Below are 26,359 nucleotides of genomic sequence, written 5' to 3'. Positions count from 1 at the left end.
CCTAACCGGCTTTTCCTTTTGATTTATTTTCTTAAATAGAGCACCCTTCGTCGGTGCACGTCCCGCCTTGATCAGTCGACAGCGGCTGCAGCGGCCGCGATTGTTCTTCCTCCCATACCTTCTCCAGCGCCCGCCGGAACACCTCAACCGGCTGGGCGCCGGAAATCGCATACTTCCGGTTCAGAACGAAAAACGGCACGCCGCGGACGCCCAACGCCGCCGCTTCTTCCTCATCGCGGCGCACCTCTTGTGTGTAGCGGCCGCTGGCCAACACTTCTTCCGCTTCCGTCCGGTCAAGCCCGGCTGCTTCGGCGATCGCAAGCAGCACATTGCGGTCGCTGATTCGCTTCGACTCCGTAAAATAGGCGTAAAACAACCGCTCGACGACATCTTGAAGCTTTCCTTTTTCATTCGCATATTGAGCCAACCGGTGGGCGTCAAACGTATTCGTCGGCTTCATCGTGTCAAAGCGGAACGTCAAACCGACCGCCTCCGCCTGCCGGCCGATATCGGCGTTCGCCCGCTTCGCTTCCTCGAGCGAAATGCCGTATTTGTTGGCGATGATTTCATGAATCGTCAATGGGGTCTCGTTTGGTGCGTTTGGATCGAGTTCAAAGCTGCGGAATACGATTTCAACGTCTTCCCGGTGCGGAAATGGCTCAAGCGCCTGTTCCAATCGGCGTTTGCCGATATAGCAAAACGGGCAGACAAAATCAGACCATACTTCAATTTTCATGGCCATCCTCCTCTACTTTTGACGCGCTTCCCCTCCATTGTAACCCATCGCTAGTCAAATGGCGAACGAAAGGCATGGGGGCGGACCCACCCGCATACATTGTACTACCATGCTGTTGGGACAAGGAGGGAGAATCTCATGCATTCCCAGGAATTCGGCGTCTTTCTGTTGCGGATTGTCACCGGGTTCATCTTTTTCGCCCATGGCTGGGTGAAATGGCAGCGGGGGCTTGAGGCGGCGGCCGATTCGTTTGCGGCGATGGGGCTTCCCGGCTGGCTCGCCTACATCGTGACGATGGTGGAGCTTGCCGGCGGCTGGGCGATGATGCTTGGCCTTGGCACACGGCCGATTGCGGCGGCGTTCGAGCCGGCGCTCGGCTCGGTTAAGGCAAAGGCGCCGATCCATTCGCCTGTCGCCATTTTTGGCAAGTAGCGCCGCTTTTGTTCCTCGGTGCCGAGCTCGACGATGCCGACCGTACCGATGCCGGTATGAGCGCCGATTAATGTCGTATAGCCGTTATGCGTTTTCCCGAGTTCTTCATAAATGGCGCATTTGCCGACCATCGACAAGCCAAGGCCGCCGTATTCTTCCAGGACGCTTAAGCCGAACAGCACCATGGCTTTCGATTTTTCAATAATATCTTCTGGAACCCGTGGTGCTAGATAAAATCAGACAAGCATAAAAAATAGCCCTTGCATGAGGATCTCCTTAAAATGAAAGTGCAACCAAACATCAAAAGGAGAAATTCCCATGCAAGAGCACTTTCATTTTACAACATCAAACTTCAAAAACAATATGCATCGATTTTGCTTTTTGTATCGGCTCAACTATCGAGTATCCAGATTCCTCTTCAACGTCGAAATCGTCATTTGTTGAAACAAAAAGACGAAGTCATCATCACCATCCATGTCCTTGGAAAGTTGTTGGGCTTCACTTCCGAACGGGCTTGGCATCGGTTTGTGATTGGGAATTTGTTTCCCAAGGTCTTGTTCCCTGAGCGTTCCCGGTATAACCGCCGCTGCCGGGCGCTTGGCTTCGCTATCAAATGGATCACCGTCGTGAGCAAAACGCGGCCAACATCATGCCTATGCCGTCGTGGACAGTTTGCCGCTCCCATTGTGCCATACGGCAAGAATGCATCGCGTCAAACGGTTTCAAGAGATCGCCGACATCGGGTATTGTGCTTCGAAAAAGCAATGGTACTACGGGTTTAAGCTACACCTTCAAGTGACCGATCAAGGTCTGCCGATGGGATATGTGGTGACGGAAGCATCTTGCCACGATCGAATCGCAGCCGAAAGCGTGATGACTCAAATTCCTCATCCCTATAACTTCGGGGACAAAGGATTCATTAGCCGTGACTTGCAAAAAAGGCTGTACGAAGAATACCAAATGGCGCTTTGGACTCCGTCTCGAAAAAACCAGAAACATCGTGCGTCTGAGACATGGGAGCAGTGGATCCAACAAAAACGCAAAGTGATCGAGACGGTGTTCTCGGTTCTGGTTGACCACTATCGCATCACGGGGATCCGAGCCAATTCGATTATCGGATTTGACTCACATTTCGCACCCTAACAAGGTCAAAACAAAGGATTTTTTATTTAGTTTTTCAGAATAACTTTTTGACCAACACAACGAGCGATGTCAATTCTTTTTTTACCATCGCTGGTCGTTCCGTATCACGTTACACGTAGATGCTCTCATCCATGCCCAATCCCTGCAGAATCCTTCGCTGATCAGGGGTAAGGGAGCGATCCAGTGAGCGTTGGATGCGCCCGTCTGGCAGCTCCAGCAGGACGACGTTCACATATTGAAACAGCTGAAAAATCGCCTGTCCCGTCGGCCGGGTCAGCTTGCGGCCTCCAGGACCCTTCAACGGGTGTTCTGGAGTAATAAACTGACGCACTCGGCGCTGAAAAACGCGGTAAATAGCCAAGGCCAACAGAAACAAATAGCCTAATACTGCGACCCGTTCTGGTTTTTTGACGTAAATCTCATCCGTGAAAAACGGATCTTTCAAAAAAGCGAAGTTCATTTCCACCGAGATCTGCCCTTTATACAGCTTCAAGATCTCTTGGGCATCCATGGGTTGGCCCTTCCATTCCTTAAGCGTTGGCCGCTTTGGTTTGCGCCAGGGTCTCTTTCGTCATCGCGGCGGAATCGGCCACGTAAATCCATTCGTCTTCGATTTTGGCCTGCTTCAGCTGTTCATGGACACGAGACAGCACCTCGGGATTCCATGTTTTATCGGGCAGGTTGCCATCGTGCACATCGCCGTAAAACGGGATGCCGTCCTCGTTGCCGACCAGTCCGAAACCGATCTGTTTTTGCCAACGATGATGGCGGTTGTAGCCATGTGTGATCTGCAAAGCCTCTAACGAGGCCGATTCATACGCGCCGTAAACGGTCTTGTCCGTCGTATCGGCGTGGAAGGCTCGGAGAGAAAGGCCTTCTTTTCGATAAATATGAATCAAGCAAGTGCTGATGACGTTGTGAATGCCAGCCTCATACAGGCGATCGAGATGACGGGCCAACGCATCGTCGTTCAACCAGGAACGATGGAGATCGGGACGGATGAGTTTCTCACAATCGACCTCCTGAGCCCAATGTTCCAAGTGAACAAGGGCTTGCCGGCCGTCAAACACATTGTAGAGGATGGCCTGAACGGCATCGCTGACTCGCGTTTGGCACTGCGGATCGACGGGCACGAGATGGTCAATCAATTGGGGCAGGCCCAGTTTCTTGAATAGGGCACTTATTATATTCAAATAATCATTACGATAGACCTTTTTGACTTGAACGTTCATAAGAGAAAAACTCCTTTACGTTCCTTGTGTGTCAAGGATTCATTCGACATCGGAACGAAAAAATTCTTCTTTTTTCCATCATAAAACTTGTTTTTTCGATGAGAAAATTCATTGTCTTTTTTAAGAATTTCGTTATAATAAAGATTGTTAATGATAGTGATTTTCATTTTCTTAGTCCAAAAGGAGGTGGCCGCATGGTTCGCTTGTATGCCGAGGAGCTCACCGTCCGCTATGACGACCGGACGATTTTTGAACGATTGTCCGTCCGCATTCCCGATCGGCAAATCACCGCCATTATCGGGCCGAACGGGTGCGGCAAGTCGACGCTGCTCAAGACGTTGACGCGCATCATTTCCCCACAATCGGGCGCGGTCATTTTAGACGGCCAAGCCATTTCCCAGCAACCGACGAAAGAGCTGGCGAAAAAAATGGCCATTTTGCCGCAGACGCCGGAAGCGACAAGCGGATTAACGGTCGCTGAGCTCGTCTCGTACGGCCGCTTTCCGTATCAAAAAGGATTCGGACGGCTGACAAAGCGGGATTATGAAGCGATTGACTGGGCGCTTGACGTCACCAAAACGGCCGACTTAAAGCACCGGCCGGTCGATGCGCTCTCGGGCGGGCAGCGGCAGCGCGTCTGGATCGCCATGGCGCTCGCCCAAGAGACCGACATCATCTTTTTGGATGAACCGACGACGTATTTGGACATCGCCCATCAGCTTGAGGTGCTCGAGCTGCTTGAGCGGCTGAACCAAGAAGAAGGGCGGACGATCGTCATGGTGCTTCATGACATCAACCAGGCGGCCCGCTTTGCCGACTATATCATCGCTATGAAAGCAGGAGCCATCATCAAGTCCGGGCGGAGCGAAGACGTTATCTGTCGCGAAGTGCTCCGCGACGTGTTCGGCATCGACGCCGACATCGGCCGCGACCCGCGGACGAACAAACCAATTTGCTTCACTTATCAATTGCTCAGGGAGGTTTATTCATCATGAGGAAAACATGGCTTGCATTATTGCTGATGTTCGCGCTTGTGCTAAGCGCATGCGGCAACGCGGCGGACGATCAAAAGAACAACAGCGCTTCACCAAAAGAAAAAAAGACAGAAACGATTACATACCAATCGGAAAACGGACCGGTGGAAGTGCCGGCTAATCCGAAGCGCGTCGTCGTCTTATCGACGTTTGCCGGACATGTGCTGGCCTTGGACGTCCCCGTTGTTGGCGTGGATTCGTGGTCGAAAATGAGCCCGCTTTTTCAAGAAAAACTGAAAGATGCCGAAGTCGTGACCGATGAAGACATTGAGTAACTATTCAGCCACATCATAAAGTGAGCTGAATATTTTCTTCTTTCCTTGTCTATGATGTGAATACTGATAGACAAGGAGGTGAATCGCATGTTGACGGTACAACAAGCTGTATTTACAGTTGAGAGCTTAATCGGCAAAGTTCAACAACAAAAACAGCTCATTCATCAACTCATTCAAGAAAATGAACATTTGCGTCACGAAAACAAACAACTACGCAAAGAAAATGAACAACTGAAGTACCGTGTTCAAGAGCTGGAAGCACGCACGAAAAAAAACAGCTCCAATAGCCATTTGCCCCCATCTTCTGACCGTTTTGAGAAAAAGCGTTCCTCCCGCGAGCCGTCTGGCAAAAAGCCTGGTGGGCAAGAGGGACATGAGGGGAAGACGCTCCGTCAAGTGGAACATCCACATCATCGTGTCGTCCACCGTGTGCATACGTGTCAAGGATGTGGAGCTTCTTTGTGTGAAGTCAAACCGTTCAAAGTCGATATCCGTCAAGTGTTTGATGTCCCTCGTGTGGCGATCGAGGTGACACAACATGAACGTGAAGTGAAATCGTGTCCACATTGTCGATGCGTGCAACAAGCCGAATTCCCATCCCATGTCACGAATCATGTGCAATACGGTCCACGGCTCACGGCGCTCGTTGTTTATTTACATCATATCCAATTGATCCCGTACAAGCGTTTAAGTGATACAATCGAAGCGTTATATCAACACTCGATTAGTACAGGAACCCTTGCCAATATGGTGAAACGAGGACGCGAAGCGCTGGAATCAAATATGGACATCATCGAAGACGCCTTACTTGAATCCAACATCCTGCATGTCGATGAAACGAGTTTGCGCATCAATGGGAAACTCGCATGGGTGCATGTCGCGTGTACATCGAGATATACATACTTGGCTCCTCACGCTTCTCGTGGAAAAAAAGCGACCGATGATATCGGGATTCTTCCCCGATATGAAGGGACGATGATGCACGATGCGTTCGGTACATATCCGAAATACACACATGCCACCCATGCCCTTTGTCACGCCCATCATTTGCGTGAGTTAAAAGGATTCATCGAACAAGGGCATACGTGGGCGATGCGCATGACCACGTTTCTGTTAGCCGCCAAGCAAGCCGTCGAAGCCCATCACGGTGCACTTTCCGAAGAAGAAGCGAGACGGTGGGAACGAGTGTATGATCGCATCCTAGAAAGAGCACAACACCGATTAGAAACGATGACGCCTCTTCCGAAAAAAGCACTCGCTTTTGTTCGACGCCTTCAAAAACGAAAGGAAGAAGCGCTGCGTTTCTTACGTGAAGTACATGTTCCCTTTGACAACAACCAAGCCGAACGCGATCTTCGCATGGTCAAAGTCAAAGAGAACATTTCGGGTACGTTTCGCGAAGAAACATTCGCGCAGTCGTTTTGCATCGCAAGAAGCATCGTTTCCACACTGACGAAACACGAAAAAAACGTGTGGGATTCGTTATGTCTTCTGTTGGCAGGCGAAACGATCGATCGAGTTCTTTCCGCTACCTAGGGCATTTTCTATGACCGAAATGCCCTATTTGTGCTGGGCTTTTTTATACACTAGCACTGGGGTGAATAGTTACGACATTGAAAAAATTATGGCGTTAAAACCAGACTTAATCATCGGATTATCCAATACGAAAAACGTCCACAAATTAAGCAAAATCGCGCCGACCGTCACCTTTACATACGGCAAAGTCGATTATTTGACACAGTTTTTGGAAATCGGGAAACTGTTGAATAAAGAAAAAGAAGCGAAAGCGTGGATCGACGATTTCAAACAACGGGCGCAACAAGCCGGGGAAGAAATCCGGGCCAAAATTGGCGAAAACGCGACCGTCACTGTAGTCGAAAACTTTGATAAGCAGCTGTATGTGTTCGGCAACAACTGGGCGCGCGGCACTGAGATTTTGTATCAAGAAATGAAGCTGAAAATGCCAAAAGCTGTAGAAGAAAAGGCGCTCAAACCGGGCTACTATGCCGTTTCCCTTGAGGCGCTCCCGCAGTTTGTCGGCGATTATCTCATCTTAAGCAAAAACGACGACGGCGACACATCGTTTATGGAAACGAACACGTTCAACAACATCCCTGCTGTCAAAAACGGCCATATGTTTGTCGCCGATGCGAAGGCATTTTATTTCAACGACCCGATTACGTTAGACTACCAGCTCGATTTCTTTAAAAAGCATTTTTTAGGCCAATAACGACGAGACGGGGCGTTCATGGGCAGTGAATGTCCCGTCCTTCTTTTTGTCAAAGGGGGAGTCACCAATGGACGCAGACCGCCGGCGTTGGCCGTTTCGTTATATGTTTTTTCTGTCGCTTGGCCTGCTTGTCGCCGTTTGGTTTGGCTCGATGCGAGTCGGCGTCGCCGATACGACATGGAGCGACGTATGGCGGGCGTTGTTTTCCGATCAACAAAGCAAACAGCTTGATCTCATTCGCGAGCTCCGTCTGCCGCGCGAAACAGCGGCCGCCTTTGTCGGCGCCGGCCTTGCCGTCGCCGGAGCGATCATGCAGGGGATGACGCGCAATCCGCTTGCCGACCCCGGTCTCCTTGGCCTCACCGCCGGCGCAAACGCAGCGTTGGCCATGACAATGGCCTTTTTCCCTTCCGCCCATTATCTTTTGATCACGGTCGCCTGTTTGCTTGGTGCGGCCGCCGGGGCAGGGGCCGTCTTTGGCATCGGCGCCGCCCGCAAAGGAGGGTTTTCACCGCTTCGCATCGTCTTGGCCGGCTCGGCGGTTTCGGCGCTTTTATTCGCCATCGCCGAAGGAATCGGACTGTATTTCCACATTTCCAAAGACGTCTCGATGTGGATGTCAGGCGGGGTGGCCGGAGCTTCATGGAAACAATTGTCGGTCGTCATCCCGCTCATCACGACCGGGCTCGCTATTGCCGCATGGTATTCACGGCAGCTGACGATCCTTAGTTTGAGTGAAGACGTCGCGGTTGGCGTTGGGCAAAAAACAACGACCGTCAAAACATGGCCGTTTTTCGCTGTGTTTTTATTAACAGGAGCGTCGGTCGCCATCGCCGGCAATATCACCTTTATCGGCTTAATGGTTCCTCACCTCGTGAGGGCAATAGCCGGCGCCGACTACCGGTTTGTCATCCCGCTGTCAGCGACTGTCGGCGCCAGCGCCATGGTGCTGGCCGACACGGCGGCGCGCACGGTCAATGCCCCGTTTGAAACGCCGGTGGCCGCCATCATCGCCGTCATCGGCTTGCCGTTTTTCCTCTTCGTCGTGCGGAAACAAGGGAGGGGCTTTTCATGAGAAAAAAAAGTTTTTCGCTCTTTGCCGTGCTTGCGTTGCTCATTGCCGCAACAGCGGCCGTCGCCTTAAGCACCGGCGATGCGCCGCTCTCATATAACCGCATCGTCCCGACACTATTGGGCTACGGTTCGATGGAAGAGGAATTCATTTTGTTTTCCCTTCGCCTGCCGCGCCTTTTCATCACCTTGTTGGCCGGCATGGCGCTCGCCTTATCCGGGGCCGTATTGCAAGGCCTCACGCGCAATGACCTCGCCGACCCGGGCGTGCTTGGGATCAACGCCGGCGCAGGCGCGGGCGTCGCCTTGTTCTTTTTGTTTTTTCCGATTGAGGCCGGAACATTTCTTTACGCCTTGCCGCTCGTTGCCTTCGCCGGGGCGATTCTGACAGCAGTTGCCATCTATGCCGTCTCCTACAAGAAAACAACCGGGCTGCAGCCGGTGCCGTTTATCTTAACCGGCGTCGGCATGTCGATGGCGCTATCTGGGCTGATGATCGTCCTCATTTCCGCCGCCGACCGGACAAAAGTCGATTTTATCGCCCGCTGGCTTTCCGGCAACATTTGGGGCGATGATTGGCCGTTTATTTGGGCCGTGCTGCCGTGGTTGGCTGCGGGCACACTGGTGGCGCTATATCGGGCGAAGCATCTCAATATTTTGCACTTAGGCGACCCTGTTTCGATCGGGGTCGGCGTCCACGTCCGCCGCGAGCGGCTCGTGCTTATGACAACAGCTATTGCCGTCGCGGCCGCCGCCGTCTCTGTAACCGGGGGCATCTCCTTTATCGGCTTAATGGCGCCGCATATCGCCAAGTCGATCGTTGGCCCACGCCATGAGCGGGTCATTCCGGCCTCCATGCTCATTGGCGGCTGGCTGCTGCTTGCAGCTGACACGATCGGGCGCAACGTTCTCGCCGAGCCGCTTCCCGCCGGCGTCATCGTCTCCTTGATCGGCGCGCCGTATTTCATTTACTTGTTGTTAAAGCGTTGACATCCGCTGCCCGTTATGAGAACGGGTTCGAGCGATGACACCCGCCAAACAAAGACGCCGGTTCATAAAACCCGGCGTCTTTTCCAAAAGCGGACAACCGCAACGACAATGACAATCGCGATGATGATATAGACAACATCAGCGTACGCGCCAATCACCTCGGACACTTTCCCCCACGACTCACCGAGCGCCGCGCCGACGGAGATTAAAATCGTATTCCAAATGAGCGTCCCCAATACCGACAGCCAGACAAACAGCCCGATATTCATCTTCGCCATGCCCGCTGGAATGGAAATCAAGCTGCGTACAAGCGGAATCATGCGTCCGAAAAAAACGGCCCACACCCCGTAGCGATGAAACGTCCGGTTCGCCTTGGCAATGTCTTCCGGCTTCACCCGCAGCCATCCGCCCCAGCGGTCAACGATCCGCTCAAGCCGCTCAACGGACAACAGCCGGCCGATCCCATACAGCACGATCGCCCCAACGATCGATCCCGCTGTCGCTGCCACAATGACGCCTGGCACCGTCAAAGACGTGTACGTCGTCATGAACCCGCCAAACGGCAAAATGACTTCCGACGGAATCGGCGGGAAAATATTTTCAAGCGCGATCATCAAAAAAATACCGATATATCCGAATTGCTCCATAAAATCAGTGATCCAAGCCTGCACGCGTTCTTCCTCCATTCACTCGTCCTTCGCTTATGTAGGATGTTTATGCAGCGTCAATGCAATCCTTTCCCTATCTTAACAGAAAACCGCCATTCCCCGCAAAACAAAAAGGCGCCCCGCTGTACTTTCGGGACACCTTTTTTCCACTTTTTTAAACCGCAGCCGGTTGGGACAGCACCTTTACAATCCGCTCAATCGCCCAGTCGAGCTCTTCTTTCGTAATAATGAGCGGCGGCGCAAAACGGATGACCGTCTCATGCGTCTCCTTGCAAAGCAGCCCTTGTTCTTTCAGCGCTTCGCAATACGGACGCGCCGGTCCATGCAGCTCGACGCCGATAAACAAGCCGCGGCCGCGGATTTCTTTAATGTCCTTGTTTTCGATTTGCTTTAACTTTGCCAAAAAATATTCGCCAAGCTCAAGCGACCGCTCCGCCAGCCGCTCTTCTTCGATCACCTCAAGCGCCGCGATCGACACCGCGCAAGCGAGCGGATTGCCGCCGAACGTCGACCCGTGCGAGCCCGGTTCAAACACCGACAAAATGTCGCGGTTGGCGACGACGCACGAAATCGGGAACACCCCGCCGCCCAATGCTTTCCCTAAAATATACATATCAGGCACAACATTTTCCCAGTCGCAAGCAAACAACTTCCCCGTCCGTCCTAGCCCGGTTTGGATTTCATCGGCGATGAACAACACGTTGTGTTCTTTGCACACGTCATAGGCCGCTTTTAAAAAGCCTTGCGGCGGGATGCGAATGCCGGCTTCCCCTTGGATTGGTTCGACAAGAAACGCCGCCGTATTCGGTGTCATCGCTGCCTTGAGCGCTTCGATATCCCCGTACGGGATGATTTTCACCCCGGGCAAAAGCGGACCAAAACCGCGTTTATAAGCCGGTTCGGACGACAACGACACCGCGGCGAGCGTCCGGCCATGGAAATTGCCTTCACAAACGATGATTTCCGCCTGATTGTCAGGGACGCCTTTCACGTCATACGCCCAGCGGCGCGCCGCCTTGAGCGCCGTTTCTACCGCCTCGGCGCCGGTGTTCATCGGCAGCACCATCTCTTTTTTCGTCAGCCGGCACACTTTTTCGTACCATGGGCCGAGCTGGTCGTTATGGAAGGCGCGCGATGTGAGCGTGACGCGGTCAGCTTGCCGCTTCAACGCCTCCACAATTTTCGGATGACGATGTCCTTGGTTGACGGCCGAATAGGCGCTTAACATGTCCATATAGCGGTTGCCTTCCGGGTCTTTCACCCATACCCCTTCCGCTTCCGAAATGACAATCGGCAATGGATGATAATTTCGTGCTCCGTATCGCTCCGTCTGTTCAATGAGCTGTTCGGACTTCGTAGCCATCATCAACCGCTCCTTTCCTTATCTGCGTTTCTTCGCTATAAAAGGGCGGACGCCGCCGCCCTTTTTTGGTTTAAAACATTTCCGACACTGTTTTCGCTTGCATATGGAGGATCAAATAGTCCGGGCCGCCCGCTTTCGAGTCAGTGCCTGACATGTTGAAGCCGCCAAACGGATGATACCCGACGATCGCCCCTGTGCAGCCGCGGTTGAAGTACAAGTTGCCGACATGGAACTCGTGCCGCGCTTTTTCAAGATTCGCCCGATTGCGCGAGATGACGGCTCCTGTCAGACCGTATTCGGTGTTGTTCGCAATCTCAAGCGCATGGTCAAAGTCGCGCGCTTTCGCAAACGCCACGACCGGTCCGAAAATTTCCTCCTGCATGATGCGCGCGTTCGGGTCGACATCCGCAAACACGGTCGGCTGGATGAAGAACCCTTTCGAGTCGTCTCCTTCCCCGCCGGTCATGAGACGGCCTTCCTGCTTGCCGATTTCGATATACTCCATAATTTTGTTGTACGCCCCTTGGTCGATGACAGGTCCCATAAACGTCGCTTGCTCCGCCGGATCGCCGACGTTGAGCTGCTTCGTCAGCTCGACAACGCGATTCAACACTTGGTCATACACATCTTCGACGATAATGGCGCGCGAGCACGCCGAACATTTTTGCCCAGAGTAGCCAAACGCCGACGCCACGATCGATTGCGCCGCCAGTTCGAGGTCCGCTTCTTTATCGACAATGATGCCGTCTTTGCCGCCCATTTCCGCGATGACGCGTTTCAGCCAAATTTGCCCTGGGTGCACTTTCGCCGCCCGCTCATAAATGCGGATGCCGACATCCCGCGATCCGGTGAAGCTGATAAATCGTGTGCGCGGATGGTCGACGAGATAATCCCCGACTTCGGCTCCGCTGCCCGGAATATAGTTCAACACACCAGCCGGAAGCCCCGCTTCTTCCAACACTTCCACAAATTTATACGCCACGACCGGCGTTGCGCTTGCCGGTTTCAACAGCACCGTATTGCCCGTGACAAGCGAAGCGACCGTCGTGCCGGCCATAATGGCAAACGGGAAGTTCCACGGCGAAATGACAACCCCGACGCCAAGCGGAATGTAGAAAAACCGGTTCGTTTCCCCCGGACGGCTCTCAACCGGAATGCCGTCTTTCAGCTTCAGCATTTGCCGTCCGTAATATTCCATAAAATCGATCGCTTCCGCGGTATCGGCGTCCGCTTCACGCCACGGTTTGCCCGCTTCTTTCACCAGCCAAGCGGAAAACTCGTGCTTGCGCCGGCGCACGATCGCCGCCGCCCGGAACAAAATATCGGCCCGCGCTTCCGGACTTGTCCGGCTCCAAGTGCGGAACGCCTCATCAGCGGTTTTCATCGCCCGCTCCGCCAGCTCTTTGTTCGCTTTCGCCACCCGGCCGATGACTTCCGTTTTGTTCGCCGGATTGATCGAAATGATTTTGTCCTCCGTCATCACCCGCTCGCCGCCGATCACAAGCGGATAATCGCGCCCAAGCTCCGATTCCACTTTTTTGAGCGCTGCTAAAAACGCCTCACGGTTTGCTTCTACGGTAAAGTCGGTGAGCGGTTCGTGTCTGTACGGCTGCACCATTTGGTCATCCTCCTTTTAAAGGCAAAAAAATTTTTCGTTATAAAACGGTTTCATAGTTATATTATGCAAATGATTATGGCTTTTTTCAATGATTTTTACTTGGCGGCCTTGAGCTCCCCTTTTTCTGCGGCTAGGGGCTGAACCCGTTTTTTCGCCACAAGGTGGTAGTACCCGTAGCAAGCGAGCAAAAACGGAATGCCGCAGTAAAGCGCGATCCGTTGATCTGGAATAAACGCCAGCCCGATGATCGTCGCCATATTCAACGCAAACGCGGCCAGCGGCACGAACGGATACAACGGCGTCCTGTATTTCAGATCGCGCACATCGCCGCCTTCGCGCAAAAACGCTTTCCGGCCGAAATAGCTTGACAGCGCGATGGAAGCCCACAGCGTGACGGCGCCAAATCCGGCGATCGCCGTCAGCCAGACGTACACCGTATCTTCCGCATACACGCTGCACAACAGAGACAAGCAGCCGATGGCAATGCTGGCAATAAGCGCATTGATGGGCACGCCGCGTTTCGATAGCTTGCTGAAAAACGGACTGACCATGCCTTGGCGCGACATCGACCAGAGGACGCGCGACGTCGCGTATAACCCCGAGTTGGCCACCGACAGCACCGCCGTAATGATGACAAAATTCATGATATCGGCTGCATACGGAATGCCAATGTTGTCAAACACCTCAACAAACGGGCTTTCCACAACGCCGGCTTTCTCCCACGGAAACAAACCAGCCAGCACAAAAATGGCCAAAATAAAGAAGATCAAAATGCGCCATACGGTGTTGCGCAACGCAACCGGCACCGTTTTTTCCGGCTCGCGGCTTTCCCCTGCCGCCACGCCGACCAATTCCGTCCCCTGGAACGAAAAGTTCACGAGGATCATCGTCGTAAAGATGGCCCAAAATCCATTTGGAAACAAGCCCCCATGGTCTGTAAAGTTCGAGAAAAACGGAGCAGGTTGTCCATTTTTCATATGGATGACTCCGAACATCGCTGCCAGACCAAGAACAATAAAGGCGATCACCGTCAGCACCTTGATGCTCGAAAACCAAAACTCCACCTCGCCAAATCCTTTGACAGACAAGGCGTTGATCAAAAACAAGAGCAAAGCGAAGACCGCACAAAACACCCATGTCGGCACATCAGGAAACCATCGCTTCATCAAAATGCTGACCGTGAGCAGCTCGATGCCGACCGTCACCGACCAGTTCAGCCATGACAGCCAACCGATGCAATACCCCACTGCCGGCGAGATGAATTTCGTCGCATACGTCTGATACGACCCGGCATCAGGAATTCTCACGGCCAATTCTCCTAACGAAAGCATGGTCAAATACATAACCAATCCGCCAAAAAGATAAGCAACGACGGCCCCGCCTGGCCCCGCCTCATGAATCGTATAACCCGATCCTAAAAACAAACCGGTGCCGATCACTCCGCCTAGCGCGATCATAAATAAATGCCTGCTTTTTAGCTCTCGTTTCAGTTCTTGCACTGGTTGCATCCGAAAACTCTCCCCTCTCTATGATCGATTTCGCAACCGCTTACATTTTTATCAAACGAATAGCAACCTCCTTTTATGCAAAATTATTTTTCAATTTATAATGTATTACAACTTTATTACGAAATTATTTTTTTCTATTTTCAATATATTTAGCAAAAAATTTTTTCACATCTTTCTTTCCCTTCCTGTCCTCCCGTCCACCTTATGCTATAATACAAAAAAGAGAGGTGCTGATCGTGAACCGGGATATGGAAACGCTTTTATCAATGTATGAGCAAATTCTCGAACTGATTGACCTTGGCGTCCATGCCGTCGATCAACACGGGAAAACCGTCATTTACAACCGAAAAATGCGGGACATCGAGGGCATGAACATCGAGGACGTGCTCGATAAAAACATTTTGGACGTCTTCCGCTTCAACCCGGAGCAGCCGAGCACATTGCTTGAAGCGCTGCGCACCGGTGAAAGCATTCTGAACAAGCAGCAAACCTATTTCAATAACAAAGGACAAGCCGTGACAACGGTCAATCAAACACACCCGCTGCAAAAAGACGGGCGCATCATCGGCGCCGTGGAAATCGCCAAAGACATCACGAAGTTCCGCAAACTGATCCAAGAACACCACCAACGCAAGGAAGCCAGCCGCACGTTTGCAGACATCATCGGCCAAAGCGAAGCCATGCAAAAGGCCATCCGCCTTGCTCGTCATGCCGCCCGCTCCGAGGCGTCTGTGCTGCTCATTGGGGAGAAAGGGACAGGAAAAGACTTGGTCGCTTCCTGCATTCACCACGAAAGCGAACGGCGGGCCAAGCCGTTTTTTGCGCAAACGTGTTTGTCGCTTCCGGACGATTGGATGGAAACGATGCTGTTTGGCAGCGAAGAAGACGGCGAGATCCAGCCCGGTTTGTTTGAACAAGCGGACGGCGGCACCGTCCTGCTTGACGATATTGACTCGTTAAGCCTGCCGCTTCAACAAAAACTTGCCCGTTTCCTGCAAGAAAAACAGTTTGTCCGCGCCCATGGCCAAGAACCGGTTCGTGCGGACGTTCGCCTCATCGCCTCGACAAGCGGCGACCCGATTGACGCGGTCCAAAACGGAGAATTGATCAAATCGCTTTACTACCAAATTGCCGTCCACTGCATCGTCCTGCCGCCGTTGCGCGAACGGAAAGAGGACATTTTGCCGCTCGCTATCCATTTCATCCGTCAAGGCAACGAGCGCTATGGCCTACATGTCGAAGGACTCGGCGATGACGTGCAAGAGGCGTTTCTTGCTTACAGCTGGCCCGGCAACGTGCGCGAGCTTGAGGCCGTCATTTTGGAAACGATGGCGACGATGGAACAAGAACAAACCATCACCCTCGCCCATCTGCCTGCCCCTTTTCGAGCCAAGCTGGCGCCCGACGAAACGAAAACGGACTTTTTATTTGATACGGAAGACATTTTGCCTCTTGACAAATACATGGAAGAAGTCGAAATTTACTACATCCGCAAGGCGCTGCAGCATCACGGCTTCAACATCACCAAAACGGCCAAAGCGCTTGGTTTGAGCCGACAAAACTTGCAATACCGCATCCGCAAGTACCAGATTGATAAGGAATGGGGATGAAAAGGCGAAAAGCCTCAGCCAGCGGGACGGCAAAAAGGACAGGGGAGGTCGCTGTGGATGATCGACGCTCATATCGAACAAGTCAAAACCATGATCACGGCGAACACAAAACGGCTTTACGGTTGATCTTCCTTATGATACGATGAAACCAAATCTACATCGAAATGAGGGAAACATGATGGATCATAATGAGCGGGTGCGCCAACAGCTGATCAAAAGCGTTTCCGGGCTGTCGGACGAACAGCTGAACACCCGGGCGGCGAAAGGGAGTTGGACCATCGCCCAAGTGCTCGAACACCTGTACTTGTAACTATTCACCCCAGTGCTAGTGTATAAAAAAGCCCAGCACAAATAGGGCATTTCGGTCATAGAAAATGCCCTAGGTAGCGGAAAGAACTCGATCGATCGTTTCGCCTGCCAACAGAAGACATAACGAATCCCACACGTTTTTTTCGTGTTTCGTCAGTGTGGAAACGATGCTTCTTGCGATGCAAAACGACTGCGCGAATGTTTCTTCGCGAAACGTACCCGAAATGTTCTCTTTGACTTTGACCATGCGAAGATCGCGTTCGGCTTGGTTGTTGTCAAAGGGAACATGTACTTCACGTAAGAAACGCAGCGCTTCTTCCTTTCGTTTTTGAAGCCGTCGAACAAAAGCAAGTGCTTTTTTCGGAAGAGGCGTCATCGTTTCTAATCGGTGTTGTGCTCTTTCTAGGATGCGATCATACACTCGTTCCCACCGTCTCGCTTCTTCTTCGGAAAGTGCACCGTGATGGGCTTCGACGGCTTGCTTGGCGGCTAACAGAAACGTGGTCATGCGCATCGCCCACGTATGCCCTTGTTCGATGAATCCTTTTAACTCACGCAAATGATGGGCGTGACAAAGGGCATGGGTGGCATGTGTGTATTTCGGATATGTACCGAACGCATCGTGCATCATCGTCCCTTCATATCGGGGAAGAATCCCGATATCATCGGTCGCTTTTTTTCCACGAGAAGCGTGAGGAGCCAAGTATGTATATCTCGATGTACACGCGACATGCACCCATGCGAGTTTCCCATTGATGCGCAAACTCGTTTCATCGACATGCAGGATGTTGGATTCAAGTAAGGCGTCTTCGATGATGTCCATATTTGATTCCAGCGCTTCGCGTCCTCGTTTCACCATATTGGCAAGGGTTCCTGTACTAATCGAGTGTTGATATAACGCTTCGATTGTATCACTTAAACGCTTGTACGGGATCAATTGGATATGATGTACTGTAGATGAGCATTTTTCATTACAATAATTTCCATGGTTAGAGAGATAAACAGGGTACCCCTTACGCGATACGGAGCTGTTTTTTGATCACATCAATGGGAATATCTTGCTTTGCAGCGTCATAAATGAACTCGACGACGCTGTGGTCTTTCCGCGACCGAAGAAGCTCCAGCCCGGTGGAGAGGTTTTGGCGGGATTCGGCGATGCTGTACACGCAGGAGAGCAGCACCACCGCCCAATACCGTTTCACCGCCCGAATGTGGCGAACGCGGTATCCATCCAGCTTCAGTTGATCTTTCGCCTGCCGGAAAAAGCACTCGATCGTCCAACGCTGAGCATAGTAACGCAAGATGTCTTCGTCCCCGAGTTCCCGGTCGGTGCTCAAGATGCAATGAAGATGTTCCGGCGCCATCGGCTGATCCGCCTTCCAAGCCAGCAGCACCACCGCGTCATCGAGGCCATGGATGGCCCCCTCATAGCGATACACGCGATAACGCTCCTGCCCCACCGTGACGAGGCGGGTGTCTTTGGACTCGATATAGCGGGCGAACTGCTTGGCTTGGATGGCGATGCCTTTCGGGTAGAGAATCCGGTTCGTCTTGAGCATCGCGATGACATGGAATCCCTGTTTCAGACAGGCTTCGATGAGCTTCTTAGACGGATACCACGAATCCATGAGCACATACACCCGCTGAGCCCGCTTCACCTTGAGCGAGGAAAGCATCTCGATCGCCAGGTCGATCTTGCTTTTTCCCGCTTTCTTGTCATACAGGCGGAACGCAAATGGGAACGCCTGCGTGAAGGTGTGCACCATCAGCCAAACGAGCGAATGCCCCCAGACCGATTGATGATCTTTATGCGAGTAGTGCCAGTCGCACCCTTGAATGGCGTGCACAGCCCGTGACGAAGGCTTTGTTTTTTGGCAAATCGTATCATCAATCGAAACAAAAAGGGGTTGATTCTTCCGTTTGGCCAGTCGTTCGACCTGGGAAAGGATCCACTCTTGAAGCTTCCCAAGCAGCCTTTCCTCGTTCCAAGGGCTTTTCGTGAAAAAGTGACTGAGCGTCGTTCGATGATTCGGATGAAAGCTCCAGTAATGAATATCAGTCAATGTTCCCGAGAATCCCTTGGTGGTCAAGGCATCGACAATATGAATGAGATGCTTGATGACCGGTTTGGAAAGCTGCAGCGTCAACCCCAGCGTGAAGAAAAACTTGTGGATTCCTTGGTGATGTGCTAATCTATTCATGAGACATGAACCTCCTTGTGGATAGTTGGTGGTACATCTATTCTAACCAAGGAATCGGGTTCATGTCTCCTTTTTTGTTTAGTTGTCAATTTATGTCAGTGAATTTGCTCATCTACAGTGATGTAAATAAACAACGAGCGCCGTGAGCCGTGGACCGTATTGCACATGATTCGTGACATGGGATGGGAATTCGGCTTGTTGCACGCATCGACAATGTGGACACGATTTCACTTCACGTTCATGTTGTGTCACCTCGATCGCCACAGGAGGGACATCAAACACTTGACGGATATCGACTTTGAACGGTTTGACGTCACGCAAAGAAGCTCCACATCCTTGACACGTATGCACACGGTGGACGACACGATGATGTGGATGTTCCACTTGACGGAGCGTCTTCCCCTCATGTCCCTCTTGCCCACCAGGCTTTTTGCCAGACGGCTCGCGGGAGGAACGCTTTTTCTCAAAACGGTCAGAAGATGGGGGCAAATGGCTATTGGAGCTGTTTTTTTTCGTGCGTGCTTCCAGCTCTTGAACACGGTACTTCAGTTGTTCATTTTCTTTGCGTAGTTGTTTGTTTTCGTGACGCAAATGTTCATTTTCTTGAATGAGTTGATGAATGAGCTGTTTTTGTTGTTGAACTTTGCCGATTAAGCCCTCAACTGTAAATACAGCTTGTTGTACCGTCAACATGCGATTCACCTCCTTGTCTATCAATATTCACATCATAGACAGGAAAAGCAAAAAATATTCAGCTCACTTTATGATGTGGCTGAATAGTTACCTGTACTTAATTGAAACATCGATCGTATCTATGATCACCCGTACATTAAAGCATGGCGAGAGTCAGCCGGTTGAGGAGAAACCGATCCACTTGACCGTTGACCGTTCCAAAAAAGTGGAGGCGCCTGATTTCGCCCGCCCGGACAACCGCTTTTTCACTCGACACGAACTGGAAGAAAAATTGCATCAACCGCGGCAGCGGTTGCGCCAAATCACGGAGCAAGCCAATCCGGCTGACTTGGAAGCCAAGTCGTTCCCGCATCCCATTTTTGGGCCACTGAATTTGAAGCAATGGGTGGAATTTGTCGGCTACCATGAACAGCGCCACCTCGCGCAAATTGAAGAAATCAAGGCACAGCTTCCGTGAGGAGCGGGCGGCTCATCAAGGAAAAAGCCGAGCAACGACCAGCCAAATCCCCGCCCTGCTCGGCTTACAACGATTTTCCATCTTCATGTGAACGCTCCACTGCCCCTGTCACAGCCATTGTTTTCACTTGCTTTAACGTCGCCACGATGAGAAAACTGACAATAACGAGCAAACACCACGAACTCACCTTCCCAAGATGAACAAGGCTCCACGCCTTCGCCTGGTTTGGATATTGCCAAGCGCCAAAAAAGGTGGCGATGTTTTCCGCGATCCAGATGAAAAACCCGATCAGCAAAAAGGACAAAACAAGCGGCATCCGGTAGCGGACTCCCCCGACCTCATACGTCACCCATGACCGCCAAAAGACAAGCATGACGAGGCTTGAGAGCCACCAACGAACGTCCACCCAATAATGGTGGGTGAAAAAATTCAAGTAAATCGCCGAAGCGAGAGGAACGACCATCCAAAACGGCGGCCATTGCACCAACTCCACCTTCAGCCTTCGCCACGCCTGGCAAAGATAGCTGGCGACGCTCGCATACATAAAGCCGCTGTACAAGGGCACGCCAAAGATTTTCGTATACCCCTCTTCCGGATACGACCACGAACCCATGCGCACTTTAAACAGCTCGAGCGCAAGTCCAATGACGTGGAACAAGGTGATCACTTTGAGTTCATCCCGCGTTTCCATCCCTGACCGCACCATCCACCATTGCATGAGCAGGCAAATAACAAGCAGCCAATCATACCGCGGCAATAGCGGAAGCGGCGCGATCTTCGTCAGCGCCAATGAGGCAAAAATGACAACCGGAAACACGCAAGATTGCGCCTGCGCCCAACCGAAGCGAACAAGCTGCACAAACGCTTTGATCAGCCGCGACGTTCTGCCAAACGAACCCCTAAATGTTGCAGGCGGCACCCCTCGTTTGAAAGCAAAAACCGCAGAACACCCCTGACGAAGGGCTCTGCGGCTACTTTTTCCCATAATCAATTGAAAACCTGACATAACTCTGGTTTCCAACGAAACTGCCAAATCAGTCACCGATCATCGGCCATGGCCTCGGCTTTCGTCCTGTGAACCGTGCCAAACGGATGCTCGGGCGGAGCATAAATGGAATATAGCTTCAAGGGAACATGCCCTATATTGGTCACATTATGCCACGTCCCAGCTGGAATCATGATCGCGTCACCTTCGGACACTCTTCTTTCAAAATCCAGACGGTCTTTTCGTTCCCCCATCTGCACAAGACCCTGTCCTTGTTCAATACGAATAAACTGGTCCACATTCGGATGAACTTCCAGTCCGATATCTCCTCCTACCTCAATGCTCATCAACGTCACTTGCAAATGTTTTCCTGTCCATAATGCGGTTCGGAAATTTTGATTTTGCTCGGCGGCTCTCTCAATATTGACAACGAACGGTTTTCCGCCGTAATCTCTCAATTTGATGGGAGGAAACCTGTCGTTCCTTGCATGTTGTAGCATACCATAAGCATACGGTGACCAGCTCCACCAGCCATAATGAGGGGGGAAGTAACTGGACATCGGGTAGGGCCACTGAGTGCTAATATACGGATGGACGTAATTCGGATTCAATTGCCTGTTCACTCTCCTCACACTTGGAATCTGCCACTATCTTATGCAATGGCTCAGTCTGGCGTGACAAGAGCACACGGGCAAACGGAAACATCGCGAGGAAAAGAAACCCTCAAAAAGCGGTGGCCATTCGCCGCCATGAAACCCGAACAGGTTAGATCCTTATAGATATTATGTTGCATTCAACAATTCCCTACAAAACTAGAAAAACCCCTTGAATATCAAGGGGTTTTTCCTTTTTCTCGACTTCGGAAGGAGTTTCAATGCAACATATTGAATTCATTTTTTATAAATTATACCACGAGTGTTGATTATCCAAAATTAGACATACGCCTTCCATAAATTTGGGCATACTCAAACAAAGCAGCGGCCATCCCGGATTTCCAATCGAGAGGAAGCTGCCCAGAGAAAAAACGGCGAACGAACGAAATGAAGGAAAGAGAGACGTTCGTCTGTTTTTTGGTTTGATCATACAGCCATCGCAGCAACACATACGCGATGAATGCCGCAAACAGTTGGTTGTATACCGCATTTTCCGTCGTGCCAAACAAGGTCGGGACATTCAGATATTGCTTCACCCAACGGAAAAAGACCTCAACAGTCCAACGTTGTTGGTACATGTCGGCAATGGTTTCCGCAGACGCATGGAAGAGGTTCGTCACGACCCGAATGTCGCGGCCATTCGCATCTCGAAAGATCACCACCCGGTGACGCTTGGTGGAGCGGCATTGTTTCGTCCCCAACTGGCACGTGAAGTCGGCTTGAACCGATGAGGATGTGCTGGAAAGGCGTTTCAAGCTTTTTTTTCTGATGAAGTTCGATGTTGTCCTTCATCCGAATGACAAACAGCTGATGCTGCTCCACAAATCGATCGAGGCGTTCGATTTTGAAATACGCCCGGTCTTCCACCAGCACTTGTTGAGCGTTCGTCAACTGTTCTCCCACCGGGCCATCATGACGCAGTCCGATGGTTTCCACCACGTCTGCCGGCAACGAGGATTCCGGCGAATACGCGACGTGCAGCTTCACTCCGGCGCGTTCGCCGTGATACGGCGCCCATGGCAGGCGGTTTTTCCCGACCGTGACGGTCGTCGAATCCACCACCCGAAGCGGTTTGGGAAACCGAAGCGAACGGCGGGTTTGGCGGTTGCACTTGGAAATGATCAACGCCAACAAGCGTTTCATGATGTCATAGGGAACTTCTTTCGCTTTCTTGGATACAGTTGAATAATGGAATCGCGGCAATCCATACAGAGGCCCCACATCGGCTCCGTGGCGAAAGCTTTTCCATTGATGCATGGCGGCCAGCAGGAAGAAGTGAATCAACTCGCGCAACGTAAAGGTTCGAGACGAATCACGATACCCAACCGCTTCGGCAATCAGTTGAATCTCTTCATCCGAAACAAGTTTTTGCATCAAATTCGGGAGTGTGGTATGCTTGTTCATAGAGAGCACCTCCTGGGTTTGTTTGTGTCGCTACTCACATTCTACAGGAAAGGTGCTCTTTTTTCTATACCCTTTGGATTTTATTGGATAATCAACACGCCTGATCTTGGAATATATCATCCTTGTTTAACAGGCAGCTTAGCAATCACTTCCGATAAAAAAGTGGTTCCGTGTCCAAGATTAGAATCGGAAGTGCTGATGGATCTTAAAGAACATAACAGTCTGCTTGATTTATTTGACAGAAAAGAAGAAGTCCTGAAATATTGGAAGCTTTCATTGGAAAATATTGAACCTTGTGGTACTTGCGAATTTAAACGAATGTGTATGGATTGCAGAGCCGCAGAGGTTGCTTTTTCTAACAGTTTAACCCAAAAATCTCTTTGTTCTTATACGGAGTTATAATAAGGATAATTAAAAGCCAAGAAGTAGAATGTAGGAGGGAAACAATTGAATTATATTGAACTGCACAATATTGCTAAATCATTTGATAATAAAAATTACATACTAAAAGATATCAACTTGTCGTTACACCAAGGGGATCGTGTGGGCATTATTGGGGGAATTGGTTCTGGGAAAACCACTTTATTAAGAATAATCTTGGGATTGTATACTCCAACATCTGGGAAAATCAATAGAAACATATCCAATCACGAAATTGGGTATTTGCCTTCTACCAAAGGGATTATAGAAGAGTTTACAGTGAGAGAAAATCTCATATTTTGGTCTCAAACTTATCAATCCCCTATCCATGTAGTGGAGGAACTGATAGATAGGCTAAACATGGATAAGATGGCAGACAAAAAGGTGTCTTTGCTTTCTTCTGGAATGAAACAAAAACTTGCTTTTGCTTGCTCTATTATTCATTCCCCCAAACTTCTTATTTTGGATGAACCTACAGTAAATTTGGATGTAGAAAATCGATCTTTAATAAAGAAATTTATACAGGAATATCCTAAGGAAAGTTGCATTGTCATTACATCTCATAATTTTGATGACATTGAACATATGTGTAATCGAATTGTTATGATTGTTGATGGAACGATAAAAGTGAAAGAGGAACTGAATAAATTAAAATCTGATTTTCAATCCTCTCTTGTCAGAATACGAACCATCTCAAAAATCAATCAACAACAATCAATTCTAATTAAAGAAGAATTTCCAAATGTTCTGGTGAAAGATCATGAGGTGATTTTAGATAAACAAATTTATAAATTGAACGATGTTTTATTAAAATTAATCCATTTGAATATAGAAATACGTGATGTTTTAGAAAATGAAGCAATACTTGAAGATATTTACTTACGTTTGAATAAGAAAGAAGGTTGACGGAATGAAGGCTCTATTGTGGAAAGAATATCTTTTTCTGAAGAAGAAAATGCAAAAGATGTTGCTTCTAATAGCAATTGAATTTGTTCTAGTGTTGTACTTCATCTATGGATTAAATTCTATCCCTATTCATATTAAATTTAATCTCATTTTAGGAACGACATCGATTATTTTTCTGTTACAAATACTTTTTGAATCCATTAAGACAGATAAACAAAATCGAGTATATGAGAAAATGTTGCAAATTTTTTCTATACAGAAGATATTAATTGTCAAGGTACTTTTTTCTGTTTTTATCGCAACAATCCTTAGCAGCATGTATTCGTTTCTATTCTATGGATATCAGTTGTACCTGGGGATTCAGATCCCTTCTCAATACTTGCTGTCTTTATTATTATTGCCGTTTATTAACTTGCTCTTTGGAATAGTGTTATGCGTCGTCACGTTTCTGGTTGATAATATTGTCATATTAAAAGTTACTTCTATGTTTGGAGCGATGTTTTATGTATTAACCTTTACGAATATACATCGATACAAGATTATTGGAACCATTATTGGTATATTGCTTTTCCTTGTAATCACGCTCCATTTTCTTTTAAAGAAAATATCGAATGAAAAATTTTTAACGATGTAACCTCTTGGTTATGGAGGTGAGGAAGGAAATTGAAAATATTAAAGTTCTATTTAAAAAAAAGCTTAAAAAATGTTGTTATTCTAGTATTGCTCACCCTATTCATCTCTTTCCTTAGCAACATCATTCCTATATTATCACAAATGGTTTTTGATGAAGGAATTATGAAAAACAATGTTTTTAACATTGCTGTTTACTCATCTATTCTAATAGGAGTATATATTGGAAGAGGTGTTTTAAATCATTTTAGTGATTATTTAATATCTGCAACATCTGCTAAGATTATAGCCAACGTCAAGAACGAAATCATTCAGAAGATATTAAAAATGCCTGTATCATTTTTTGATAAACAATCAACAGCTTATATCTTATCAAGATTGAACGAAGTGAATTCTTTATCATCGATATTTACTCCAACTGTTTTTAACTTTCTTTCCAGCACAATATCAATGATAGGCGCTTTAATGTACATATTGTCCAAAAGCATTGAAATATTCGTTGCATGTGTATCGTTCATTCCAGTGGTTTATATTATTTCTAACACTTCTATCACATCCTTAAACAAATACTCTAGAGAAATGCTTGAAGCTACTGCAAATACGAATAACAAAATACATTCTGCATTAGAGGGGATAATTGCATTAAAAGAACTAAACGAGGAAGAACACATGAATCAGTCTATTACAAAAGAAGTCAACCAATTAGCATTGAAGACAATTCATCAAAGCAAAACTGCCAGTAAAAGTTCCCAAATGCTAAACGTGATGGTTTTGGTGGTTCAGACGCTCATTATAGGTATAATTGGTTTTTTCATAACCAATAAAAAGCTGACTATAGGAGATTATGTGTCCATGCCCCAATATGTTGGCATGATATACTCTCCGTTGATTATGTTACAGAGTTTTAAGTTAAGTATACAACCTGCTATTGCTGCTATTTCAAGAATTAACAGCATGTTATCCTCTAATAACACAGAGAACATAGAGGAAAGCACAGGTAAAAAATAGATTGCATCAAGTTTGTAAAATTTGAAAATGTATCATTTAAATACGATACATCGAATGAAAGTATTCTTAATAATATCTGTTTTGATCTATATTCTGGAGATCGGATAGCATTTATCGGAAAAAATGGATCTGGTAAAACTACTATAGCCAAACTTTTATTGGGTTTTTATAAAAATTATTCTGGGAATATCACCATTAATGATTATGAACTGAAAGAGTTAGATATAAATAGTTTAAGATCCAAAATTGGGATTGTTCCGCAAAATATCTATCTATTCGAAGGAAGTGTAAAGGAAAATATTCGGATTGGAAATCGGGTGTTGTCTGAGGAAGAATTTCAAAAAAGATTAGATAGACTTCTTGAATATGGCTTTTTGGATGGTTTGGATTTAAATAAAAAAATTATTGATAATGGGAAAAACTTGTCCAAAGGACAAATTCAGCAAATCGCTTTTGCAAGAATATTTATGAAGGATGTTGATGTCTTGATATTTGATGAAGCTACATCGAATATGGATCCAAACGCAAAAGAGGCTTTTCAAAACATTTTACTGGATTTACTTCATGACAAAATTTGTTTGTTTATTAGTCACACTGATGAATTAATGTATCTTGTGAACAAGAAAATTGTATTAAATGATGGAAAAGCTGACATTGTTTATTATAGGGAGGAAATCTCATGAGTGAAATTATTTATATTTTGCTTTTAATTATTTCTTTGTTTATTTTGTTTTTCCAAATAAAAAATAAAAAAATAGACCTAAAGGGTCTTTTCATCAAAAT

General features: G+C 48.8%; 20 protein-coding genes and 8 pseudogenes. 15 read left to right on the top strand and 13 right to left on the bottom strand.

Annotated features, from left to right (window positions below):
• Positions 1-31: 31 nt before the first annotated feature.
• Positions 32-736 (bottom strand): DsbA family oxidoreductase, encoded by a 705-nt coding sequence (locus ACR1UW_RS02965; protein ID WP_015373773.1) that lies wholly within the window; start codon positions 734-736, stop codon positions 32-34.
• 138 nt (positions 737-874) lie between these two features.
• On the opposite strand from ACR1UW_RS02965, the gene ACR1UW_RS02960 reads away from it, so the two are divergent.
• Positions 875-1,168, top strand: coding sequence for a DoxX family protein (locus ACR1UW_RS02960; protein WP_498934502.1), 294 nt, complete (start codon positions 875-877; stop codon positions 1,166-1,168).
• Here the strand turns inward: ACR1UW_RS02960 and ACR1UW_RS02955 are convergent.
• A pseudogene (locus tag ACR1UW_RS02955) lies at positions 1,084-1,389 on the bottom strand (acyl-CoA dehydrogenase family protein); the annotation flags it as partial. The gene ACR1UW_RS02960 and the pseudogene ACR1UW_RS02955 overlap by 85 nt on opposite strands.
• A 97-nt stretch (positions 1,390-1,486) precedes the next feature.
• Between ACR1UW_RS02955 and ACR1UW_RS02950 the strand changes: the two are divergent.
• Positions 1,487-2,311 (top strand): annotated as a pseudogene (locus ACR1UW_RS02950) (IS982 family transposase).
• A 109-nt stretch (positions 2,312-2,420) separates the two neighbouring features.
• Here ACR1UW_RS02950 and ACR1UW_RS02945 read toward each other — a convergent pair.
• A pseudogene (locus tag ACR1UW_RS02945) lies at positions 2,421-3,543 on the bottom strand (IS1634 family transposase).
• Between the two features lie 194 nt (positions 3,544-3,737).
• Here ACR1UW_RS02945 and ACR1UW_RS02940 point away from each other — a divergent pair.
• From ACR1UW_RS02940 to ACR1UW_RS02915, 6 genes and pseudogenes are all read left to right on the top strand, one after another.
• Positions 3,738-4,538, top strand: coding sequence for an ABC transporter ATP-binding protein (locus tag ACR1UW_RS02940; protein WP_033016509.1), 801 nt, complete (start codon positions 3,738-3,740; stop codon positions 4,536-4,538).
• Positions 4,535-4,849, top strand: a pseudogene (locus ACR1UW_RS02935) (ABC transporter substrate-binding protein); the annotation flags it as partial. The gene ACR1UW_RS02940 and the pseudogene ACR1UW_RS02935, both read left to right, overlap by 4 nt.
• A gap of 90 nt (positions 4,850-4,939) precedes the next feature.
• Positions 4,940-6,388: an IS66-like element ISBst12 family transposase gene (locus ACR1UW_RS02930; RefSeq protein ID WP_498932894.1), complete on the top strand. Its 1,449-nt coding sequence runs from the start codon at positions 4,940-4,942 to the stop codon at positions 6,386-6,388.
• Positions 6,389-6,455: 67 nt separating this feature from the next.
• Positions 6,456-7,082, top strand: a pseudogene (locus tag ACR1UW_RS02925) (ABC transporter substrate-binding protein); the annotation flags it as partial.
• Positions 7,083-7,149: 67 nt separating this feature from the next.
• A complete protein-coding gene (locus ACR1UW_RS02920) occupies positions 7,150-8,157 on the top strand; it encodes a FecCD family ABC transporter permease (RefSeq protein ID WP_498934500.1) in 1,008 nt (335 codons plus the stop codon).
• On the top strand, positions 8,154-9,143 hold the full coding sequence (locus ACR1UW_RS02915) for a FecCD family ABC transporter permease (protein WP_429882955.1): 990 nt from the start codon (positions 8,154-8,156) through the stop codon (positions 9,141-9,143). The genes ACR1UW_RS02920 and ACR1UW_RS02915 overlap by 4 nt, the downstream gene beginning before the upstream one ends.
• Before the next feature lie 62 nt (positions 9,144-9,205).
• Here the strand turns inward: ACR1UW_RS02915 and ACR1UW_RS02910 are convergent, their stop codons facing one another.
• The 4 genes from ACR1UW_RS02910 to ACR1UW_RS02895 all read right to left on the bottom strand — a co-directional run bounded on the left by ACR1UW_RS02910 (position 9,206) and on the right by ACR1UW_RS02895 (position 14,300).
• Positions 9,206-9,814, bottom strand: coding sequence for a DedA family protein (locus ACR1UW_RS02910; protein ID WP_498935242.1), 609 nt, complete (start codon positions 9,812-9,814; stop codon positions 9,206-9,208).
• A 151-nt stretch (positions 9,815-9,965) separates the two neighbouring features.
• Entirely contained in the window at positions 9,966-11,174 is a 1,209-nt protein-coding gene (locus ACR1UW_RS02905; RefSeq protein ID WP_049626654.1) for an ornithine--oxo-acid transaminase, read from the bottom strand.
• Positions 11,175-11,244: 70 nt separating this feature from the next.
• The gene (pruA, locus tag ACR1UW_RS02900; RefSeq protein ID WP_498934497.1) at positions 11,245-12,792 is read right to left on the bottom strand and encodes an L-glutamate gamma-semialdehyde dehydrogenase; all 1,548 of its coding nucleotides are present in this window, start codon (positions 12,790-12,792) and stop codon (positions 11,245-11,247) included.
• Between the two features lie 95 nt (positions 12,793-12,887).
• Entirely contained in the window at positions 12,888-14,300 is a 1,413-nt protein-coding gene (locus tag ACR1UW_RS02895; protein ID WP_498934495.1) for an amino acid permease, read from the bottom strand.
• A gap of 236 nt (positions 14,301-14,536) precedes the next feature.
• Between ACR1UW_RS02895 and ACR1UW_RS02890 the strand changes: the two genes are divergently transcribed.
• The gene (locus ACR1UW_RS02890; RefSeq protein ID WP_498934493.1) at positions 14,537-15,910 is read left to right on the top strand and encodes a sigma-54 interaction domain-containing protein; all 1,374 of its coding nucleotides are present in this window, start codon (positions 14,537-14,539) and stop codon (positions 15,908-15,910) included.
• 175 nt (positions 15,911-16,085) lie between these two features.
• Entirely contained in the window at positions 16,086-16,220 is a 135-nt protein-coding gene (locus ACR1UW_RS02885) for a DinB family protein (RefSeq protein WP_498934491.1), read from the top strand.
• 69 nt (positions 16,221-16,289) lie between these two features.
• On the opposite strand, the pseudogene ACR1UW_RS02880 reads toward ACR1UW_RS02885, so the two are convergent.
• The 3 genes and pseudogenes from ACR1UW_RS02880 to ACR1UW_RS02870 form a co-directional block, all read right to left on the bottom strand.
• Positions 16,290-17,171 (bottom strand): annotated as a pseudogene (locus ACR1UW_RS02880) (IS66-like element ISGst1 family transposase); the annotation flags it as partial.
• A 61-nt stretch (positions 17,172-17,232) separates the two neighbouring features.
• Positions 17,233-18,420 (bottom strand): IS701 family transposase, encoded by a 1,188-nt coding sequence (locus ACR1UW_RS02875; protein ID WP_050368573.1) that lies wholly within the window; start codon positions 18,418-18,420, stop codon positions 17,233-17,235.
• A gap of 117 nt (positions 18,421-18,537) precedes the next feature.
• Positions 18,538-19,113: pseudogene (locus tag ACR1UW_RS02870) on the bottom strand (DUF6444 domain-containing protein); the annotation flags it as partial.
• A 73-nt stretch (positions 19,114-19,186) separates the two neighbouring features.
• Between ACR1UW_RS02870 and ACR1UW_RS02865 the strand changes: the two are divergent.
• Complete coding sequence (locus ACR1UW_RS02865) at positions 19,187-19,570, top strand: DinB family protein (protein WP_498934489.1); 384 nt, start codon at positions 19,187-19,189, stop codon at positions 19,568-19,570.
• A gap of 64 nt (positions 19,571-19,634) precedes the next feature.
• On the opposite strand, the gene ACR1UW_RS02860 is transcribed toward ACR1UW_RS02865, so the two are convergent.
• From ACR1UW_RS02860 to ACR1UW_RS02850, 3 genes and pseudogenes are all read right to left on the bottom strand, one after another.
• On the bottom strand, positions 19,635-20,444 hold the full coding sequence (locus ACR1UW_RS02860; protein ID WP_498935240.1) for a DUF817 domain-containing protein: 810 nt from the start codon (positions 20,442-20,444) through the stop codon (positions 19,635-19,637).
• Positions 20,445-20,608: 164 nt separating this feature from the next.
• A complete protein-coding gene (locus ACR1UW_RS02855; RefSeq protein ID WP_498935238.1) occupies positions 20,609-21,166 on the bottom strand; it encodes a cupin domain-containing protein in 558 nt (185 codons plus the stop codon).
• 311 nt (positions 21,167-21,477) lie between these two features.
• Positions 21,478-22,612: pseudogene (locus tag ACR1UW_RS02850) on the bottom strand (IS4-like element IS5377 family transposase).
• Between ACR1UW_RS02850 and ACR1UW_RS02845 the strand changes: the two are divergent.
• The 4 genes from ACR1UW_RS02845 (at position 22,601) to ACR1UW_RS02830 (ending at position 26,259) form a co-directional block, all read left to right on the top strand.
• On the top strand, positions 22,601-23,014 hold the full coding sequence (locus tag ACR1UW_RS02845; RefSeq protein WP_498934487.1) for an SPASM domain-containing protein: 414 nt from the start codon (positions 22,601-22,603) through the stop codon (positions 23,012-23,014). The pseudogene ACR1UW_RS02850 and the gene ACR1UW_RS02845 sit on opposite strands and share 12 nt — an antisense overlap.
• Before the next feature lie 45 nt (positions 23,015-23,059).
• Positions 23,060-23,938, top strand: coding sequence for an ABC transporter ATP-binding protein (locus ACR1UW_RS02840; RefSeq protein ID WP_060475562.1), 879 nt, complete (start codon positions 23,060-23,062; stop codon positions 23,936-23,938).
• A gap of 663 nt (positions 23,939-24,601) precedes the next feature.
• A complete protein-coding gene (locus ACR1UW_RS02835; RefSeq protein ID WP_498934485.1) occupies positions 24,602-25,576 on the top strand; it encodes an ABC transporter transmembrane domain-containing protein in 975 nt (324 codons plus the stop codon).
• Positions 25,573-26,259 (top strand): ATP-binding cassette domain-containing protein, encoded by a 687-nt coding sequence (locus ACR1UW_RS02830; RefSeq protein WP_498935236.1) that lies wholly within the window; start codon positions 25,573-25,575, stop codon positions 26,257-26,259. Before ACR1UW_RS02835 ends, ACR1UW_RS02830 begins: the two co-directional genes overlap by 4 nt.
• Positions 26,260-26,359 lie beyond the last annotated feature (100 nt).

Source organism: Geobacillus lituanicus, assembly GCF_050994965.1.
In the GTDB taxonomy this organism is placed as follows: domain Bacteria; phylum Bacillota; class Bacilli; order Bacillales; family Anoxybacillaceae; genus Geobacillus; species Geobacillus stearothermophilus.
Note: the sequence above shows the minus strand (reverse complement) of the source record. Positions and strands in the feature narration are given on the sequence as shown.